This is a genomic window from Gordonia mangrovi, assembly GCF_024734075.1.
Taxonomy (GTDB): domain Bacteria; phylum Actinomycetota; class Actinomycetes; order Mycobacteriales; family Mycobacteriaceae; genus Gordonia; species Gordonia mangrovi.
The window spans coordinates 391,810-408,774 of the sequence record NZ_CP102850.1 but is presented as its reverse complement, the minus strand read 5'-3'; the positions used below and the strand labels follow the sequence as shown (position 1 = coordinate 408,774).

At 67.4% G+C, this 16,965-nt stretch carries 18 protein-coding genes; 11 read left to right on the top strand and 7 right to left on the bottom strand.

Translation table 11 applies throughout. The features are described from left to right. Window positions 1-51: 51 nt before the first annotated feature. On the top strand, window positions 52-984 hold the full coding sequence (locus NWF22_RS01960; protein WP_160900866.1) for an SDR family oxidoreductase: 933 nt from the start codon (window positions 52-54) through the stop codon (window positions 982-984). Then, the gene (locus tag NWF22_RS01955; protein ID WP_160900867.1) at window positions 985-1,758 is read left to right on the top strand and encodes a fructosamine kinase family protein; all 774 of its coding nucleotides are present in this window, start codon (window positions 985-987) and stop codon (window positions 1,756-1,758) included. It abuts the gene before it with no gap. 92 nt (window positions 1,759-1,850) lie between these two features. On the opposite strand, the gene NWF22_RS01950 is transcribed toward NWF22_RS01955, so the two are convergent. Genes NWF22_RS01950 through NWF22_RS01935 form a run of 4 tightly spaced genes read right to left on the bottom strand, consistent with a single transcriptional unit; the run spans window position 1,851 to window position 6,388 of the window. Then, a complete protein-coding gene (locus NWF22_RS01950; RefSeq protein ID WP_258321299.1) occupies window positions 1,851-2,909 on the bottom strand; it encodes a DUF6542 domain-containing protein in 1,059 nt (352 codons plus the stop codon). Window positions 2,910-2,943: 34 nt separating this feature from the next. After that, entirely contained in the window at window positions 2,944-4,149 is a 1,206-nt protein-coding gene (locus NWF22_RS01945) for a DNA recombination protein RmuC (protein ID WP_160900868.1), read from the bottom strand. A 26-nt stretch (window positions 4,150-4,175) separates the two neighbouring features. After that, a complete protein-coding gene (locus NWF22_RS01940) occupies window positions 4,176-4,718 on the bottom strand; it encodes a methylated-DNA--[protein]-cysteine S-methyltransferase (RefSeq protein ID WP_160900869.1) in 543 nt (180 codons plus the stop codon). Further along, entirely contained in the window at window positions 4,715-6,388 is a 1,674-nt protein-coding gene (locus tag NWF22_RS01935) for an Ada metal-binding domain-containing protein (protein ID WP_258321298.1), read from the bottom strand. Before NWF22_RS01935 ends, NWF22_RS01940 begins: the two co-directional genes overlap by 4 nt. Before the next feature lie 119 nt (window positions 6,389-6,507). On the opposite strand from NWF22_RS01935, the gene NWF22_RS01930 reads away from it, so the two are divergent. The 6 genes from NWF22_RS01930 (at window position 6,508) to NWF22_RS01905 (ending at window position 10,306) form a co-directional block, all read left to right on the top strand. Further along, complete coding sequence (locus NWF22_RS01930) at window positions 6,508-6,837, top strand: hypothetical protein (protein ID WP_160900871.1); 330 nt, start codon at window positions 6,508-6,510, stop codon at window positions 6,835-6,837. A 111-nt stretch (window positions 6,838-6,948) separates the two neighbouring features. After that, complete coding sequence (locus tag NWF22_RS01925) at window positions 6,949-8,178, top strand: AI-2E family transporter (protein WP_258321410.1); 1,230 nt, start codon at window positions 6,949-6,951, stop codon at window positions 8,176-8,178. Between the two features lie 163 nt (window positions 8,179-8,341). Beyond that, window positions 8,342-9,421, top strand: a complete 1,080-nt coding sequence (gene ychF / locus NWF22_RS01920; RefSeq protein WP_160900872.1) for a redox-regulated ATPase YchF — start codon at window positions 8,342-8,344, stop codon at window positions 9,419-9,421. 33 nt (window positions 9,422-9,454) lie between these two features. Continuing rightward, window positions 9,455-9,736: a type II toxin-antitoxin system RelE/ParE family toxin gene (locus NWF22_RS01915; RefSeq protein ID WP_160900873.1), complete on the top strand. Its 282-nt coding sequence runs from the start codon at window positions 9,455-9,457 to the stop codon at window positions 9,734-9,736. Continuing rightward, window positions 9,723-10,025 (top strand): HigA family addiction module antitoxin, encoded by a 303-nt coding sequence (locus NWF22_RS01910; protein WP_129907290.1) that lies wholly within the window; start codon window positions 9,723-9,725, stop codon window positions 10,023-10,025. Before NWF22_RS01915 ends, NWF22_RS01910 begins: the two co-directional genes overlap by 14 nt. Beyond that, window positions 10,022-10,306 (top strand): putative quinol monooxygenase, encoded by a 285-nt coding sequence (locus tag NWF22_RS01905; protein WP_160900874.1) that lies wholly within the window; start codon window positions 10,022-10,024, stop codon window positions 10,304-10,306. The genes NWF22_RS01910 and NWF22_RS01905 overlap by 4 nt, the downstream gene beginning before the upstream one ends. Window positions 10,307-10,375: 69 nt before the next feature. On the opposite strand, the gene NWF22_RS01900 is transcribed toward NWF22_RS01905, so the two are convergent. Both NWF22_RS01900 and NWF22_RS01895 read right to left on the bottom strand, forming a co-directional pair. Further along, a complete protein-coding gene (locus tag NWF22_RS01900; protein WP_160900875.1) occupies window positions 10,376-11,179 on the bottom strand; it encodes an ABC transporter permease in 804 nt (267 codons plus the stop codon). Next, the gene (locus NWF22_RS01895; protein ID WP_160900876.1) at window positions 11,176-12,111 is read right to left on the bottom strand and encodes an ABC transporter ATP-binding protein; all 936 of its coding nucleotides are present in this window, start codon (window positions 12,109-12,111) and stop codon (window positions 11,176-11,178) included. The genes NWF22_RS01900 and NWF22_RS01895 overlap by 4 nt, the downstream gene beginning before the upstream one ends. A 210-nt stretch (window positions 12,112-12,321) precedes the next feature. Here NWF22_RS01895 and NWF22_RS01890 point away from each other — a divergent pair, with 210 nt between their 5' ends. Beyond that, the gene (locus tag NWF22_RS01890) at window positions 12,322-13,509 is read left to right on the top strand and encodes a winged helix DNA-binding domain-containing protein (RefSeq protein WP_160900877.1); all 1,188 of its coding nucleotides are present in this window, start codon (window positions 12,322-12,324) and stop codon (window positions 13,507-13,509) included. A 735-nt stretch (window positions 13,510-14,244) separates the two neighbouring features. On the opposite strand, the gene NWF22_RS01885 is transcribed toward NWF22_RS01890, so the two are convergent. Further along, a complete protein-coding gene (locus NWF22_RS01885; RefSeq protein ID WP_160900878.1) occupies window positions 14,245-14,997 on the bottom strand; it encodes a hypothetical protein in 753 nt (250 codons plus the stop codon). 464 nt (window positions 14,998-15,461) lie between these two features. On the opposite strand from NWF22_RS01885, the gene NWF22_RS01880 reads away from it, so the two are divergent. Further along, a complete protein-coding gene (locus NWF22_RS01880; protein WP_160900879.1) occupies window positions 15,462-15,806 on the top strand; it encodes a hypothetical protein in 345 nt (114 codons plus the stop codon). 103 nt (window positions 15,807-15,909) lie between these two features. After that, window positions 15,910-16,869: a glycoside hydrolase family protein gene (locus NWF22_RS01875; protein WP_258321408.1), complete on the top strand. Its 960-nt coding sequence runs from the start codon at window positions 15,910-15,912 to the stop codon at window positions 16,867-16,869. Window positions 16,870-16,965: the final 96 nt, after the last annotated feature.

Genomic DNA, 16,965 nt, shown 5'->3' with positions numbered 1-16,965 from the left:
CCCATCGTCGCGGTCCCACCACAGCACGTGTAGCCCCACTATCGTGGGGTCATGGGGATCAAGGACCTGCTCGTGATGAAGACGCCGGTGCCGTCACTCGATGGCCGGACGGTCCTGATCACCGGCGCGGCCAGCGGCATCGGCCGCGCCACGGCCGAAGCGGCCGCCCGCGAAGGGGCGCAGTTGGTGTTGACGGATCTGCACGCCGATGCGCTCGACGAGGTTGTCGCAGCCATCAATGATTCCGGCGGCGAGGTCGGCTATCACCAGGCCGGCGACATCTCCGATTTCGAGTGGGTCGCCGCATTCGCGCGACAGGTCGACGCGGAGGTCGGCGTGATGGACGTGGTGATGAACATCGCCGGCGTCTCGGCGTGGGGCACGGTCGACAAACTCGAACACCGCCACTGGCGCACCATGGTCGACGTCAACCTGATGGGTCCGATCCATGTGATCGAGAGTTTTGTGCCGCAGATGATCCGGCGCGGTGATGGCGGACACCTGGTGAACGTGTCGTCGGCGGCGGGCCTGCTGGCCCTGCCGTGGCATGCGGCCTACAGCGCCAGCAAGTTCGGGGTACGGGGCGTGTCGGAGGTACTGCGCTTCGATCTGCGACGACACGGCATCGGCGTGTCACTGGTCTGTCCGGGTGGTGTCGACACACCGCTGGTGGACACCGTCGACATCGTGGGCGTCGATCGCGATGATCCCCGGGTCAAAGCGCAGGTGGCGAATTTTCACAAGGTCGCCGTCAGTCCGGAGAAAGCTGCGCAGGCGATCCTGGCCGGGGTGCGACACAACAGATTCCTCGTCTACACCTCGTTCGACGTCCGGTTCGGTTACTGGTGGGCGCGCAAGTTCGCACTACCCTACGAGATCGTCATGCGCGTGGCCAACGACCGCTTCGACCGACTGGCCCGATTCAGTTCGACCGGGTCGAGCGTGCACACGACCACTCCCGACGGCTCCGACGCGACACCGTAGATGGCACCGAGTCACCGGAAGCGACGCGCCGACGTCGACCCCGACTTCTTCCGCGCGGAGGCGGCGGGACTGCGCTGGCTCCGGGACGGCGGGGGTCCGGTCGTCGAGGTTCTGGACGTGGGCGACGAGTTCATCGAACTGCGACGACTCGATGCTGTTCGGCCCACCGCGGAGGCCGCCCGCGAGTTCGGCGCGGCGCTGGCCCGGATGCATGACGCCGGGGCGCCGCAGTTCGGCAGCCCGCCGGCAGGCCACGCCGGGAAGCAGTACATCGGCGAGCGTCGGTTGAGCTCGCGCACGCATGATCGGTGGGGCGAGTTCTATGCCGCCGAACGGGTGCTGCCGTACCTGCCACCGGCCATCGACGCCGGTTATCTGATGCCCGAGGACGCCGCAGCGACCCGGCAGGCCTGCGCGTTGGTCGCCGGCGGCGCGTTCGACGATGCGGATCCGCCGGCCCGCATCCACGGAGACCTGTGGAACGGCAACGTCCTCTGGACACCGTCGGGGGTGGTGCTGATCGATCCGGCCGCACATGGCGGGCACCGGGAAACCGATCTGGCAATGCTCGCGCTCTTCGGTTGCCCCCGTCTTGACGACGTCCTGGCGGGTTATCAGACCGAACATCCGCTTCGTCCCGGATGGGAAGCGCGGGTGCCGCTACACCAACTGCACCCCCTCGCGGTGCACGCAGCTGGGCACGGACCCTCCTACGGCGCGGCGCTGGGCCGGGCCGCGCGGACCTGTGTCGCGCTCACGCGGCCGGCCCGCTGACTTCTGCCTGGCCTCGGGGGACACCTTTGTCGCCGACCCGGTGCGGCGCGACAATCCCGGCTCGGACAATCCCAGCTCCGGGGCAGCCGAAGTCAGGCGCGGTTGCGGGTGCGGGTCGACTGATACTGAGCGGTGGACGCTCGGTGGGTGGCCGACTCGTACCGCGGACGCTCCTCGGCAAGCGGTGCGACGCGACGGTCCGACGCCGGCGGCGCATGCACGTCCTCGGCGGCATCGATCTGCTCGCCGGCGCCGGCACGGAAGACGGCGCCGGCGGTCGAACGCCGTCCGTGTGCGGTGCCGTTGGAAGCGGCCCGGGCAGTGGCCCCCGCGGCTCGTGAGGCCTTCTCGGCTCGGGCGGGGGAGTCGGTCCGGTCGGCGGCGCCGTCTCCGGCCGAATCGGCCGGACGCGCGCCGGGCTTCTTCGGGCGCGCGGATCTACCGGCGCCGGGCTTTTCCGGCCGCGCGGAGCCGTCCGTGCGGGACGTGCGGGGGTGGGACTCACCGGGTTGGGGCGCCCGGGACCGGTCGCTGCCGGGCGTACCGGTCTTCGGGCCACCCGACTTCGCCGCCGCGGCATCCGTCGATGACTTCGCCGGCTTTTTCCGGGTCTCGTCCGGCGCGCGCGTGGCCGTCTTCTTCTTCTTCTTCTTCTTCGCACCATTCGCCGCGCTCGCCCGGGCTGGGCCGCCCGGGCGCTTCTTGTCGCCGCCGGACGGGTCGCGGGTGAGGTACCAACGGGCCACCACCAGGCCCAATGTGACGAAGAAGGTCAACGCCATCCACGGGAAGTCGTTGGCAATCGGCAGCAGCACCTGGAAGATCAAGCTCTTGGCGCCCGACGAGGCCTGGTCGGCGTTCAGGCCGTACAGCGTGATGACCCCGACGAGAAACGCGATCAACGGCGGCTGGGCGGCTGCGGTGAAGAGCGCGCGTCGCCGGACCGCCAGCGCAGCGGTCACACACCCGACCAGGTAGCAGAACTTGAACACGCCACCGAGTCCGTCGGTGTTGCTCGCGTCGATCGCCGCGCCGATGCCGGTGATGGCTGTTGCCACCAGCACGGCACCCCACCAGGGGACGCCGCGGACCGTGGGCAGCACGGACTGCTGATCCAGCGGCACCGCTGAACGCTGTTGGGCAGAAGGCACATCTAGACGGTACCGGGTCGAACCCAGAAATCCGCTAACCGCCGGGTGATGTTGCCCATTGGTCGTCGACGGGGGAGTCTGCGCTGGTCCGGATACCTCCGGCACTACGGATCGTGATGTCGATGGGTGCCGCGCCGGTGTGCTCGGGCTCACCCTGCAGGGCGTCGAGTTCGGCCAACTTGCGGGCGGTGACCCCCACGCGCGCGTCCACCGCGCCGATCGTCGAGTTGAACGACTCCACCGCCCGGCGCAGTGAGCCGCCCAGCCGGTCGAGGTGTCCGAGCACGCCACCCAGCCGATGATGCAGTTCTGTTCCGAGCTGGTGGATGGTCGCCGCATCGCGGGCCATCGCGTCATGACGCCAACCGAGGGCCACGGTGCGCAGCAGCGCCACGAGTGTGGCGGGAGTGGTCAAGACCACGTTCTTGGTGAAGCCGAACTCGATGAGGTCCGGATCGGCTCGGACGGCGGCCTCCAGCACCGGGTCGCTCGGCACGAACAGCACCACCATCTCCGGGGTGTTGTCGAATGCAGACCAGTACGCCTTGCCGCCCAGCTGGGTGATGTGGCTGCGCAGCGCACGAGCGTGTTCGGTGTGCAGCCGCGCCACCTCACCGGAGTCGTCGGTCTCGATGGCGCGCAGATAGGCGTGCAGCGGCACCTTCGCATCCACGACGATGTCGCGGCCCCCGGCGAGATGGACCACCATGTCCGGGCGCACGGCACCGGCAGTCCCGTCGGCACCGACCTGTGTGGAGAAGTCGCAATGGCGCGACATACCCGCGAGTTCCACCACCCGTTCGAGCTGCAGTTCTCCCCAGCGGCCGCGGACCTGCGGCGTGTGCAGCGCATTTGTCAGCGCCCGCGTCTGGTCGGTGAGCTGGGTGGAGGCCGCATGCATGCCGCGCACCTGTTCGCTGAGACCGGCGTAGGCGTTGATCCGATGATGTTCGGTGCGCCGCAACTCGTCGGAGAGTTGCGAAAGCAGACCCCGCAGCGGATCGACGATGTGGGCCACCTGGCTGCCGATGGCGGTGGACTGGCGGCGTGCGGCGTCCTCGGACGCCGAGGACAACGAGCGGGCCGTCAGATCATGGGCGGCCCGGACGGAGTCGAGCTCGGCCCGGGCGGCGGCAAGTGCTGCGGTGAACCGCGACGCACTCGCCAACCATCCGATCACGAGCCCGGCGACCAGGCCGGCGATGACGCCGGCGACCACGGAGATGTTCATGGCCGCCATCGTGGCCCAGGGGTACGACAAACAGATCAGGCCAGTGCATATCCCTCGCGACGGAGCAACGAGCGCTTGATGGGTAGCCCGTAGCGGAACCCGCCGAGCGACCCGTCGCTGCGCAGCACCCGATGGCAGGGGACGAACAGTGCCGCGGCATTGCGTGAACAGGCCGCCGCGGCGCCCCGGATCGCGGTGGGCTGGCCGGCCAGGTCGGCGAGTTGTGCGTAGCTCACCGGTTCACCGGGGACGACGCCACGCAGGACAGGCCAGGCCCGGCCCAGGAACGGCCCCGACCGCTGGTGGACCTCGATGGCGTCGAGTGCTGCCGGCTCTCCCGCGTAGTACGAGGCGACGGCGTCGGTCAATGCCCCGAGCGAATCGGCGGGCCGGGTGATGTCGGGGCGGATGGATCGGTGGACCAGGGCGATCAGGTACCCCGGGTCGTCGGTCCATCCGGACGCCAACACCCGATCGGCGTCGTCGGCGATGACCGTGAAGGTGCCGTCGGGGGTGGGGATCGAGGCCCACCGTGCCGTGGTCGACGTGGTGTGGGCCGAGGACATCGTGGCGGTCATGGTGCTCCTTGGAGAGTGTCGACCGGGTGGCCCGGTCGGGAGGGAATCGATCGCGAGGTCCGCGATCTCGGTGAAAGGGCCCGCGTGGAACTTCTCGGCGACAGGGGAGTGTCCGACATCTGGTCAGCCAGTATCGGCTCGGACACCGACAAGCGGGCGCGCCACAGGTGCATCGACGCGTAGGACCGCCATGGGGACCAGCCGGCCTGCCGGTCGGCGAGGTCAAGGCCGAGGTCGGCGGCGGCGCGACGCACCACCAGATCCTGGTCGAGCATGACGTCGGGATGTCCGGTGACGCGCATGGCCACGTAGTCGGCGGTCCAGCGGCCGACCCCGGGCAGCGTCAGCAATTCGGCCCTCAGGTCGGCGGCGGTGCGGCCCGGATGCATGTCGATGCGTCCGTCCGCCACGGCCGTGGCCGTCGAGATGATGGCATCGATGCGGCGCTTGGGGCCCGCCAGCACGGAACGGCCGTGCGCGGCGATCGCCGCCGGGGTGGGGAACAGGAGCCACCTGGTCGCTGCGTCGTCGTCCCCGCCCGGTGGCGAGTGGTCGCAGTCTGCCGCCCTCACCCATGGCGCGGGCCGGCCGAGCGCCTGGGTCAGCCGGTCCACATGGTGGCGGGCAGCCTTCATGCTGATCTGTTGGCCGATCATCGTTCGGATGAGCGTCTCGGCGGGGTCCATCGTGCCCGGGACACGCAATCCCGGCGCGGCGCGTACCAGGTGGGCCAGAACGGGATCCCCGCACAGGGCCTCGTCCGTGCTGAACGGGTCGGCGTCGAGGTCGAGCAGTCGCCGCACACGGTTGACCGCGACCCCGAGATCGCGCATGTCGAGATGCTCGAGTCGCGCGTTGACATGCGTGGATGCCGGCTCGATGGTGACCAGCGCGGGTCCGTGGGGAAGGTCGACGGTTCGGCTGAACCGCCAGTTGTGGGGCTCGACGCCACCGGTCAGCTCCTCGGCTCCGGACACGCGGTGGGCGCCGAGAAACCAGCGCAGCCAGGGCAGGTGCAGCGGCTGCCGATGGGCGAGCCGCAGCGACACCTCGCCGATCGAGGTGGGTCGTGCGGCAGCGGTGGGTGCGCCGAGTGACCGCATGCGCGAGGGGGTGAGGCCGAACACGTCGCGGATGGTGTCGTTGAACTGCCGGACGCTGCGAAAGCCGGCGGCGAAGGCGATGTCGGTCATCGGCATCCCGGTGCGCTGGATGAGCACACGCGCTGTTCCCGCCCGGTGGGCGCGTGCCAGGGCCAAGGGGCCGGCGCCCAGTTCGGCGGTCAGAACACGCGTGAGGTGCCGGGGTGTGTAACCCAGACGAGCGGCCAGCTCGTCGACGCCGCCGTGCTCGAGCGCCCCGTCGGCGATGAGCCGCATGGCCCGCGCAGACAGGTCGGCACCGGTGTTCCACTGCGGTGAGCCCGGGACCGCGTCGGGCGCGCACCGCCGGCAGGCGCGGAAGCCCTGCTGCTGGGCGGCGGCTGCGGTCAACACGAAGTGCAGGTTCTGTCGGTGCGGGGTCCGGGCCGGACACGACGGTCGGCAGTAGATCCCGGTGGTGTGTACAGCGACGAAGAACTGACCGTCGAACCGGGCGTCGCGCGAGGAGACCGCGCGATAGCAGCTGTCGAAGTCCAGCAGGCTCGCCACCGTGGATGTGGATGTCACGTGATCCACTCTGGCACGCTCGGCGTCTGATTCCTGGCGGGAATCGGACATCGCGATCGTGGGGCGAAAATGAGCCGAATGTAGTGACGCAGATAACAATGTGCGGCACCATGTGGCATATGACCGCATTGTTCGGTGGCCGTCAACGGCGACGCGACCACGAACCGACCCTGTCGGAACTACCTGCATGGGGCCTCGAGATCATGATGGGTCTCTACGGGCCGGAGACCATCCAACGCGAACGCGCACAGGAGGAGGTGTCCGGCATCCGAGTATCCGACCCCGATCAACGCCCGGGGTCGGATGTCAACGACGCGCATCCCGAACCGGCGCGCGACGAGCGAGTCGACCCCGGTGCCGCGGCGGTTGCGCCGTCGCCACTGGTCGTGGAACTCGAGGCGATGAACGAACTCGTCAAGTACCTCGAGCGCAAGTTCAAGCGGCACTGACCGATCGCGCCCGGACGGGCATGAGTCGACCGTGACGCGACTCGTCGACGTCGGTTCATCTCTTGTGCCCGACAAGTATGTGACGATTTGGGCGTGACAGATGAATCGGGCGTGCCCGATCCCGACGCAACGCGATCCGCCACGTCGACGCCGGCCGCGGACCGGTCGCATCCGACCCGGGTCCAGGTGGTGCTGGCGGGCCTGCGCTCCACCGCGATCGTCAGCCTGCAATTCGTTTTGGTGGTGGCGGCCTTCTGGGTGTTGCTGTGGCTGATCGGCAGGCTCTGGGTGATCCTGCTGCCGGTGCTGTTCGCCATCATCGTCTCGACCGTGCTGTGGCCGCCGGCGCGGTGGATGCGCAACCACGGGTTGCCCGGAGCCGCGGCCTCTCTGGTGATGATGTTGCTGGGGCTCGGCGTGCTGGCCGGGGTGATCAGCCTGATCGTGCCATCGATCGTGAACCAGGCGCCCGAATTCGCAGCCCGCGCCACCGACGGTGTGCGGCAACTGCAGGAGTGGATTCAGGGGCCGCCGTTCAATGTGCGGGACGAGCAGCTCAACAACATCGTCAACACGGTCACCGATCGGCTGCAGTCGAGCGCGTCGACGATCGCGGCCGGCGTGTTCAGCGGTGTCGGGACCGCGACGTCGATCGTGGTCACCCTGTTCACCACCTTGATCCTGGTGTTCTTCTTCCTCAAAGACGGGCCCAAGTTCTTGCCATGGCTGGACCGCACCGTCGGCAGGCCGTCGGGTGCCCACATCGGTGAGGTCCTGCTACGCATGTGGAACACCCTGGGCGGCTTCATCCGCACCCAGGCGATCGTCAGTTTCGTCGATGCGGCGTTGATCGGCGCGGGTCTTTTCATCCTCGGCGTGCCACTGGCCGCGGTGCTGATGGTGATCACCTTCCTCGGCGGGTTCATCCCGATCGTCGGTGCGTTCGTCGCCGGCGCGCTGGCGGTGTTGATCGCGTTGGTGTCCAACGGGTTGACCACCGCGCTGATCGTGCTGGGCATCATCCTGGCGGTGCAGCAGTTGGAGGGGAATGTTCTGCAACCGTGGTTGCAGGCGAAGTCGATGGATCTGCACGCCGTGATCGTGCTGCTGTCGGTGACGTTGGGCGGCACGTTGTTCGGTATCACCGGCGCCTTCCTCGCGGTGCCTGCCGCCGCAGCCCTCGCGGTGGTGCTGCGCTATCTCAATGAGCAGATCGCCGAACAGGCCGGGGAGACCCTGCCGCCGCACAGCACGCCGGTGTCCGCGCACGTGGGTGTGCCCGACGACGAGCCGGATGACGACGCACCGAGCGACGACCCGGGCACGGCATCCGACCGCTGACCGCCGACGGCACCCCCGATCCCGCCGACGGCACCCCCGATCCCGCCGACGGCAACCTCGATCCCGCCGACGGCACCCCCGATCTCGCCGACGGCAACCTCGAGCACCCGGCCGGCCGGTGCCGACGACGGGCGACGATCGGCGGCCGATAGACTGGACGCCCGTGAGTCTCACCCTCGGAATCGTCGGTCTTCCCAACGTCGGCAAGTCGACCCTGTTCAATGCGCTGACCCGCAACGACGTGCTGGCGGCCAACTACCCGTTCGCGACCATCGAACCGAACGTCGGTGTCGTGGAGATGCCCGACCCGCGGCTGAATCGGCTGGCCGAGATCTTCGGCAGCGAGCGCATCCTGCCAGCGACGGTGTCCTTCGTCGACATCGCCGGCATCGTCAAAGGTGCCTCCGAAGGCGAGGGCATGGGTAACCAGTTCCTCGCCAACATCCGCGAGGCCGACGCCATCTGTCAGGTGGTGCGCGTGTTCGCCGACGACGACGTGGTGCACGTCGACGGCCGGGTGGATCCGCTCTCCGACATCGGCGTCATCGAGACCGAGCTGATCCTCGCCGACCTGCAGACCATCGAGAAGGCGCTGCCGCGGCTGGAGAAGGATGCGCGGAAGAAGAAGGACCTCGCAGAAACCGTCGCCGCGGTGCAGAAGGCGCAGGTGATCCTCAACGAGGGCACGACGTTGTTCTCGCAGAAGGATTCATTCGATCTGGCCACGGTTCGCGAACTCCATCTGATGACCGCCAAGCCGTTTCTGTACGTCTTCAACGCCGATGAGTCGGTGCTCACCGACGACGCGCGCACACAGGAACTGCGGGATGCCGTCGCGCCCGCGGACGCCGTGTTCCTCGACGCCAAGGTGGAGAGCGAGTTGCTCGAACTGGACGAGGAGGACGCGCAGGAACTCCTCGACTCGATCGGCCAGACCGAGCCGGGGCTGCGGTCGCTGGCCCGCGCCGGATTCCACACCCTCGGCTTGCAGACCTACCTGACCGCCGGACCCAAGGAGTCGCGTGCGTGGACCATCCACCGCGGTGACACCGCCCCCAAGGCCGCCGGAGTCATCCACACCGATTTCGAGAAGGGCTTCATCAAGGCCGAGATCGTCTCCTTCGATGACCTGGACACCAACGGTTCGATGGCTGCCGCGAAGGCCGCCGGCAAGGTGCGCATGGAGGGCAAGGACTACGTGATGGCCGACGGCGATGTCGTGGAATTCCGGTTTAACGTCTAGCGTTATTAACGCATCGCGGTATATTCTGGGTGCGTGATCCGGTCGTTCGGCAACAAGGACACCGAACGCCTCGGGCGTCGTGAACGCGCTCGCTCGATCGATCCGCGGATTCACCGGGTCGCGCTGCGCAAACTTCGTCAGGTGGGATCGGCAGAGTCGCTCGACGACCTCACGGTCCCACCCGGGAATCGGCTCGAAGCACTGAAAGGTGATCGGGCGGGACAACACAGCATCAGAATCAATGACCAGTGGCGAATCTGCTTCGTCTGGGCGGACACTGGGCCGGAGGAGGTCGAGATCGTTGACTACCACTGACAAGATCGCGCCGATCCATCCCGGGGAAGTCCTCATGGAGGACTTCATCGAAGGTTTCGGCATCACGCAGAACAAGTTGGCGGTGTCAGTGGGTGTGCCTCCGCGGCGCATCAATGAGATCGTGCACGGCAAGCGCGCGATCAGCGCTGACACGGCCTTGCGACTTGGGAAGTACTTTGGCACATCGGCTCAATTCTGGCTCAATCTGCAGTCGCATTACGACCTGGACCTCGCCGAGGACCGTGCAGCAGAGCAGATTGCCGCGATCATTCCGCTTCAGTCGGCATGACAGAGGTCGTCATTGCGGGATTCCTGGTCTGTGCGAATGCCGAGGAGGCCGACACTGTCGAACGACACCTGATGCGGCACGTCGACCTGACACGAGCAGAGCCGGGATGCTTGTCCTTCGATGTCGACCGGACCGGCGATCCACTGATCTGGCGGGTTGACGAGCGATTTGTCGACGAGGCGGCGTTCGCCTTCCATCAACAGCGAGTGGCGGACAGCGAGTGGGGCCGCGCCACCGCCGGCATAGAACGCCGGTACTCGGCCACAATCGGGGAAGGCTGATGCACGGTTACCGGTCACGCAATCCGGTCGAGTTCCGGTCGGCGCACAGCGGCCTGGGCCACCTGGTGGCTACTTGACTTCTGTGTGCAGCACCCGCATCACACCAAGCGTCAGCGGAATGGCGACCCAGATGACGGCCGACACGGTCAGACGACTCCACTCCCCACCGGCGGCCCAGTCGCCGGATTGAAACGGCACACTCGTGGTGGTGAGATCGACCCACCCGGCCAGGTTGTTCTTGAACCACGGCACCAACTCCGAGAGCAGCGACATCGCGGTGGGCAACGCGAAGTAGGCGACGATCGCGCCCGGCGTGTTGAGAATCAGTGCGGCGAAGCCGAATCCGACAAGCAGCCACAGCATCTGTAGCGTGAACGAGTTGATCAGCGCGGCGGCGGTGAACTCCCACGAGCCGGCCGGATCGCCGTAGATCAGGCCGGCCACCACATTCGCCACCGCCCCAAAAGTCAGCGACACCACGACAGCTGTGATACCGGCGATGAGCGCGACCCCCAGCTTCGCGAGCAGGATACGTTCGCGCCGCGGCTCCATGGTGAAGGTGGTCAACGCATTTCGCTGACTCCACTCGCTCGTGACGAGCAGGATCGCCATCACCGGAAGGATGGTCGAGATCGGTATGTTCATCATGGCGAAGAATTCGATGAAGTTCAGATGCCCGAGACTCTGCCGATCGGCGATCAGCATGGCGATCACCACGATCGCCGAGATGACTCCGACAGATGCGGCCAGCCAGAAGCCGGCCCGGGTGTCGACGAGCTTGCGGAGTTCGACGCGGGTGAGTCTGCTGAGCGGGATCGGCGCAGCATCGCGCTCGACGGCAAGCGACGGTGGTCGATGGAGGGTGGTGGTCACGACTGTGCTCCTTGCAGGGCGGTGGCGTCACGAAACGTCGGGACGGATTCTCGTTGGGTCTGCTGGGTCAGTTGCAGGAACATCTCTTCGAGTTGTGCGCCGTCACCGACGCGGAGCTCGACGAGTGGAATCTGTTGTCGCAGTGCGATCCTGCCGATGTCTTCGGGCGCGGCGTCGGCGGTGAATCCACCCTCAGTCACCGGTTGCGCGGCGATGCCGGCCACCGACATCGCGTGCGCCAGCGCGTCGTCATCGAGGGAACGCACCCGCGTGCCACTGCCCGCGAGGAGTTCTTCCTTGGTGCCCTCGGCGACGATGCGTCCCTGGCCGATGACCAGGATCTCGTCGGCGATGATCTCGATCTCGTGCAGCAGGTGCGACGACAACAGCACGGTACCGCCGCGATTGGCATAGTCGCGCAACAGGCTTCGCATCCAGTGGATTCCTGCGGGGTCGAGACCGTTGGCCGGCTCGTCGAGGATGAGGATGTGCGGGTCGCCGATGAGTGCGTTGGCGATGCCGAGTCGTTGCCGCATGCCGAGTGAGTAGTTGCGGACGCGACGGTTCGCCTCGTCCGGGGTCAGGCTGACGAGATCGAACATCTCGTCGACTCGACTGCTCGGCACCCCCAGTGTCATCGCGGTCAGGCGCAGGATCTCCGCGCCGGTCCGTCCGGCATGCTGCGCCGACGCGTCGAGCAGAACCCCGACTTGAGCTGCCGGGTTGGGGATTTCGCGATACGGGCGATCGCCGATGCGAACCGAGCCCGACGTCGGCGGGGTGAGGCCGACCATGATGCGCATCGTGGTGGACTTGCCGGCGCCGTTGGGGCCGAGGAAGCCGGTGACCAGGCCCGGCTTGCACACGAACGAAACGTCGTTGACCGCGACATGGTCGCCATACCGCTTGGTCAGGTTCTCAACTGTGATCATGGGACTAGATCGTGTCGCGTCGAGTACCTCGGCCACATCGGGTGGAAGGCTGAAAACCACCCTGATTGTTGCCGTAGACCGCACGGGTGAGAGCCGGGGTTTACCCCGAGTGCGGCGCGCGGCTCATCTCCGCGTGCCCGATCCGCGGCCGGAGCGCGACGCTCTGATTGCTGCGACTGCGGTGGTCCGCGGCCTGACTACGCTGGCGTCATGGCTGAGGTGGTCGAGCGCGCGGATGTGGTCTCGTATCGGCTTGCCTCACATGGGCTGAGTCTGCGCGCCGCCCCGGATCAACTCCTCGCGGTCGTAGGTCGGTGCGGCATCCAGAACACCCCGCCTGGTTCAGCGCTGCTTGCGCTCCATGCTCGGGCCGCCAAGGTCGGACCGGACTCGATCGACCGAGCAATCGAGTCCAGGTCACTTCTTCTGACGTGGAGCATGCGCGGTGCTCCGTACTACATGCCGACGTCGGACGCCTGGGTGTTCACGACCGGCGTCTTGCCGACGACCGATCACGCTGCTCGGCACTTCGTTCCCGGTGTTGAGCAGGCGGTCGACTGGCTCGGGATGTCTCTTGGTGAGGCGACGGACCGAGTTGCTGATGCGACGTCGACCGTGCTGCGCGGACGAGAGTTGGCGATCAACGAGCTGGGGGCGGAGGTCGCGAAGGTGATCGCTCCTACGCTGACGCGAGAGCAGCGGGAGGTGTGGACCTCTGAAGGTCCCTACGCGAAAGGGCAGCCGATCGGTGAGGCGGTCGTGCACTTCTGCGTCCGCTTGCTCGCACTTCGGGGACTCGTGTGCTTCGCGCCTCGATCCGGGAACAAGGCACCGTTCGTTCTCACGAACGAATGGTTGGGGCATCCGATCGACGTGATGGATCCTGCCAGGGCCCGAGCAGAGCTGCTGCGTCGTTATCTGCATGCCTACGGGCCATCGACGCGCGGTGACTTCGCTGCGTGGCTTGGTGTGCAAACCGGCGACGTCGATCCCTGGTGGAGTTTGCTCGATGGCGAGCTGGCCGAGGTCGACTACGGCGGGACGAGGTGGATGCTCACCTCTGAGCTCGACTCACTGCGAGCTGCCTCGATGCCTGCCGGAGTGAGGATTCTCCCGCCGCGCGACCCGTACACGCAGCTTCGTGACCGTGAGACGATCGTCGCGAAGAAGTATCACCGGGACGTGTGGAAGTCCGCTGGTGACCCTGGGACGTTGCTTGTTGACGGCGAGGTCGTGGGCATCTGGCGTCCACGCAAGAGCGGGCGCGACCTGCACCTCACGTTCGCGACGTTCGGAGGTTTGCCGAACGAGACGCGAGACGCCCTCGACGTCGAGGCGGCGTCGATTGCGCCGCTGAGAGGTGCGGCGTCGGTGTCGACGGAGTTCGCCACCTACTGATCTTTGGCGATCACCTGAGGTTGCGCCGTGCCGCAACCCGATCGAGTTCAGATTCAATGCGTAGAGAACCCCCTCGGCCGACCGGCCGAGACGTCGCGCGCCCGGCAACCAATCGCGCGTGCAATTGCGCGCGCGGTTGATTGGCGGGCGCGCGAGGGGGCCGAGGCCTGACATCGTCGCCGTGCGGCGGGATTCCGCTGGTAGTCATTTCCCAGTAGACGGTGAGCGCAAGTCAGCGATTCGCCGTCGATACAAGCGTTGCCGTACCGCTACTCGTGGCGTCTCACACCGCTCACGACGTGGCTAGATCCCAAATCGGCGGCCGGCCGCTGGCACTCAGCGGACATGCCCTGCCGGAGACGTATTCGGTGCTGACGCGTCTCCCTGGTGACGCGCGAGTGTCACCGTCGGACGCCGTACTCCTGATCGACGACAACTTTGTCGAGACGCTCGGCCTCCCCGCCGGCGGTCATCGGTCGCGACAGCGGCCGCTATCGCTTCCTCCTCCGCCTTGTCAGGAACAATCGGATCGCCCAATCCCGTTGGCGTGAACCTCTGACCCAGATGTCACCACAGCGGGTGGTGACGATGGTGGTCGACGTCGGGACGCGCTCAGGTGTCATCTGGGACAGCGCCGACACCGGGGTTGAGCCCTGACGTCCCGCACCGGGGCCTCACAGCCCGTGCCATCGCAGCGGTCCGCGGAGTCCGATGACGACGTGGGCACCAGCTGTTTCACCGAGCCGGCATGTTCGGATACGTCGTCGCCGGCGTGCTCGGGCGGGGTGGACGGGTTCCGTAGATGATGAGCAGCACGCCCCCGACGAGCAGCAGCGCTCCCGCGACTCCCAGCGTCCAGGCGAGCGGGACCACCAGGTCGACGCGAGCCCCGGCCGTCAGGTCCGCGGTCACGCCGGGCGTGCCGTCCGCGTTCATCACCACCATGGTGTAGGTCCCGGGTTGCAGGTCCCAGGTGAGGGTCTGTGTACCGCTGCCGCTGGCCTGCGCGGTCCAGAATGTCTGCTCGGTGGGCGGACCGTCAAGGACACCGTCGCCGCCTCGTCGGGTGAGGGCGGCCCGAAAGGGTTCGGCCGTGATGTCGCTGACCTGGTCGTAGCCGGCCGGACCGAGGTAGCGCTCCACATCGCTGCTCGGCGCGATCCCCACGAAGACGTCGGAGTCCGGCGACTGCGCGCTGAGCCGTATCGTCGCGAGGTTGCCGTCCGGCCACCAGTCCGTCGGCCCGAGCTCCCCGAAAGCGAGGTGCTCGCTGGCTATCGCGACAGTCGGGGTGCTGTAGCGCTCGCTCGGTGTGGAGAAGAATCCGTCGTCGCGCTGAGCGAGCACCCACCCCAGTCCGGCCCCGGCCAAGAGGAGCGGAACCGCGACGAGTAGGAGGAGGACACCGATGATCAGCGGCACCGGACGGGTCCGACGAACTGGCGCGACCGGCGGCACCGGGGTGTAGCGCTGAGGCATCTCGGTCATGGCACTGATCTCCTTTACCCGCCTGCGTTGGTCATGAGAATGCGGCGGCCGTGCGCGGCACGACCACGTCGGTGAGGTAGTCGACGAACTCGTCGGGCTGCTCGAACAGCGGCCGGTGACCGGATCCACCACGCGCACAGCAGCGCCCACAGCGCGACCGGTACCAGGGCTGCGACGTGGCGCGCGGTGAACCAAGAACTCCCCGAACCGGATCGGAACGCGGCGGCGGCCGCGCCGCCGTCGCGCTGAGCGTCGTCGGCTGCTTCGGTGCACCCCGAGTGGGGTCGGCCAACCCTGGTCGGCACTGGAAATCTCCTGGTGGTGTTCCGTTGTGGTGGTTCCACTCTGCTGCTGCGGCGCCGGCCGCTCAAGAGCCGATGGTCGCGGTGCGAAGGACTTTGGTCCGATGCCCCGGACCGGCGGCGAGGCCCGCGCAACTACTCGCCGCAGCGCGTCGCACGTCGGTGACTGCGCCCGTGTTCATCGTGTGCGCGTGGTCGGCCCGCCGCCACGGGGCGGGACCGGCCACCACCACGGTGATCGCACTGCTCGGGTTCGACCTCGGCGGTGGAGTGTATGTCAACAACACCCGGGCATGCGCACGGTGGTACGAACATCCCGGTCAGGGCACGAGAGAGCACCTGGCGTTCGCCGGTGGCGGTCTCGTGCTCGACAGAGTGCTCGGTCCCTCGCACGCCGCGGGCTGGTTCGCGGGGGCGTACTACCCCAAACTGCTGATGGGCCATGCGGCGGCATCGCTGTGGTCTGACGAGCAGCTGCACGCCCCTCCGCCACCGACTCTGCCCTGAGTGCGGCCGCAGACGTGCCAAATCCCTGCACAGCGTGATCGTCGTGGTCGATACTGCATCGGTGATGCATCTTCGGCGAGGTGTCTGCGTTGCCCTGACGGTGATGTGGTTGGCCGTCACGACAGTGGCGGTCGTCGGCGCAGGGACGGGCGGAGCCGCACCGCCGACGGGCTGGCGATACACAATGGTGGCGTTCAGCAATGCCAGCGACCGCGACATGGACGTCTACACCTCGAGCGACGGTACAACGTTCCAGCTCCTGCGTAAGGCGGCCTATCGGCCACCGGCAGGTCGGGTGCGCGATGCGAGCATCATCCGGCACTCCGACGGCTGGTACTACATCACCTACACCACCATCGACGGCGCGAACATCGGCTTCGCGCGCAGCCGAGATCGGCTCGGCTGGACGCACATCGGCAACTGGCCGGTCCCGCTGTGCTGTGCACTACTGCCGGGGACGGGCGACGGCCGCGGACTCGGTTCCTCGAGCGGACCCGGCTCGTCCGGCTCGTCCGGCTCGTCCGGTTCGATCGGGTCGAGCGACCTTCCGTCCCTGTCACCGTTCACCACCAAGGCCTGGGCGCCGGAGTTCTTCGTCGACGGTGGTCAGGTCAACATCATCCTTTCGATGTCGACCGGTGGCGGCTTCGTGCCGTATCTGATGACAGCGCTCGATCCTGCGCTGCGACTGTGGAGTCCGCCGGTGCCCATCGTCGGGATCGGTGCCGACCACATCGACACCACCGTCGTGAAAGTCGGCGCGACGTACCACGCATTCACCAAGAACGAGACGACGAAGGTCATCGAGCATGCCGTGGCGCCGTCGCTCGTGGGGCCGTACAGGTTCGTACCCATCCGGAACTGGGGCCGCTTCGTGGAGGGGCCGGTGCTGACCCAGTTGCCCAACGGTGCGTGGCGGATCTATCTGGACGCCTATAAGAGCGGACGGTATCTGTACTCCGACAGCACCGATGGGCTGCGCACCTGGTCTCGGCCGGCGACGGTGCCCCGTCTGTCGGGGACGGTGCGGCATGTCGGCGTGGTGCGCGAGCAGGTTCCCTGACGTGACCTGCGGAATTGCGATGGGCGAGTGAGCTTCGCGGCCGAACCGTTGTCGGGGGTGTTTGCGGCATTCGCCGGTGTGGCCGCGATCGACCCA

Bases quoted from the DNA above. Each gene is read 5' to 3' on its own strand.
- NWF22_RS01885 (WP_160900878.1), bottom strand. From the start codon at position 14,997: ATGACCGAGATGCCTCAGCGCTACACCCCGGTGCCGCCGGTCGCGCCA.
- NWF22_RS01960 (WP_160900866.1), top strand. From the start codon at position 52: ATGGGGATCAAGGACCTGCTCGTGATGAAGACGCCGGTGCCGTCACTC.
- NWF22_RS01905 (WP_160900874.1), top strand. From the start codon at position 10,022: ATGACAGAGGTCGTCATTGCGGGATTCCTGGTCTGTGCGAATGCCGAG.
- NWF22_RS01930 (WP_160900871.1), top strand. From the start codon at position 6,508: ATGACCGCATTGTTCGGTGGCCGTCAACGGCGACGCGACCACGAACCG.
- NWF22_RS01875 (WP_258321408.1), top strand. From the start codon at position 15,910: ATGTGGTTGGCCGTCACGACAGTGGCGGTCGTCGGCGCAGGGACGGGC.
- NWF22_RS01945 (WP_160900868.1), bottom strand. From the start codon at position 4,149: ATGGCGGCCATGAACATCTCCGTGGTCGCCGGCGTCATCGCCGGCCTG.
- NWF22_RS01955 (WP_160900867.1), top strand. From the start codon at position 985: ATGGCACCGAGTCACCGGAAGCGACGCGCCGACGTCGACCCCGACTTC.
- NWF22_RS01890 (WP_160900877.1), top strand. From the start codon at position 12,322: ATGGCTGAGGTGGTCGAGCGCGCGGATGTGGTCTCGTATCGGCTTGCC.
- NWF22_RS01895 (WP_160900876.1), bottom strand. From the start codon at position 12,111: ATGATCACAGTTGAGAACCTGACCAAGCGGTATGGCGACCATGTCGCG.
- NWF22_RS01940 (WP_160900869.1), bottom strand. From the start codon at position 4,718: ATGACCGCCACGATGTCCTCGGCCCACACCACGTCGACCACGGCACGG.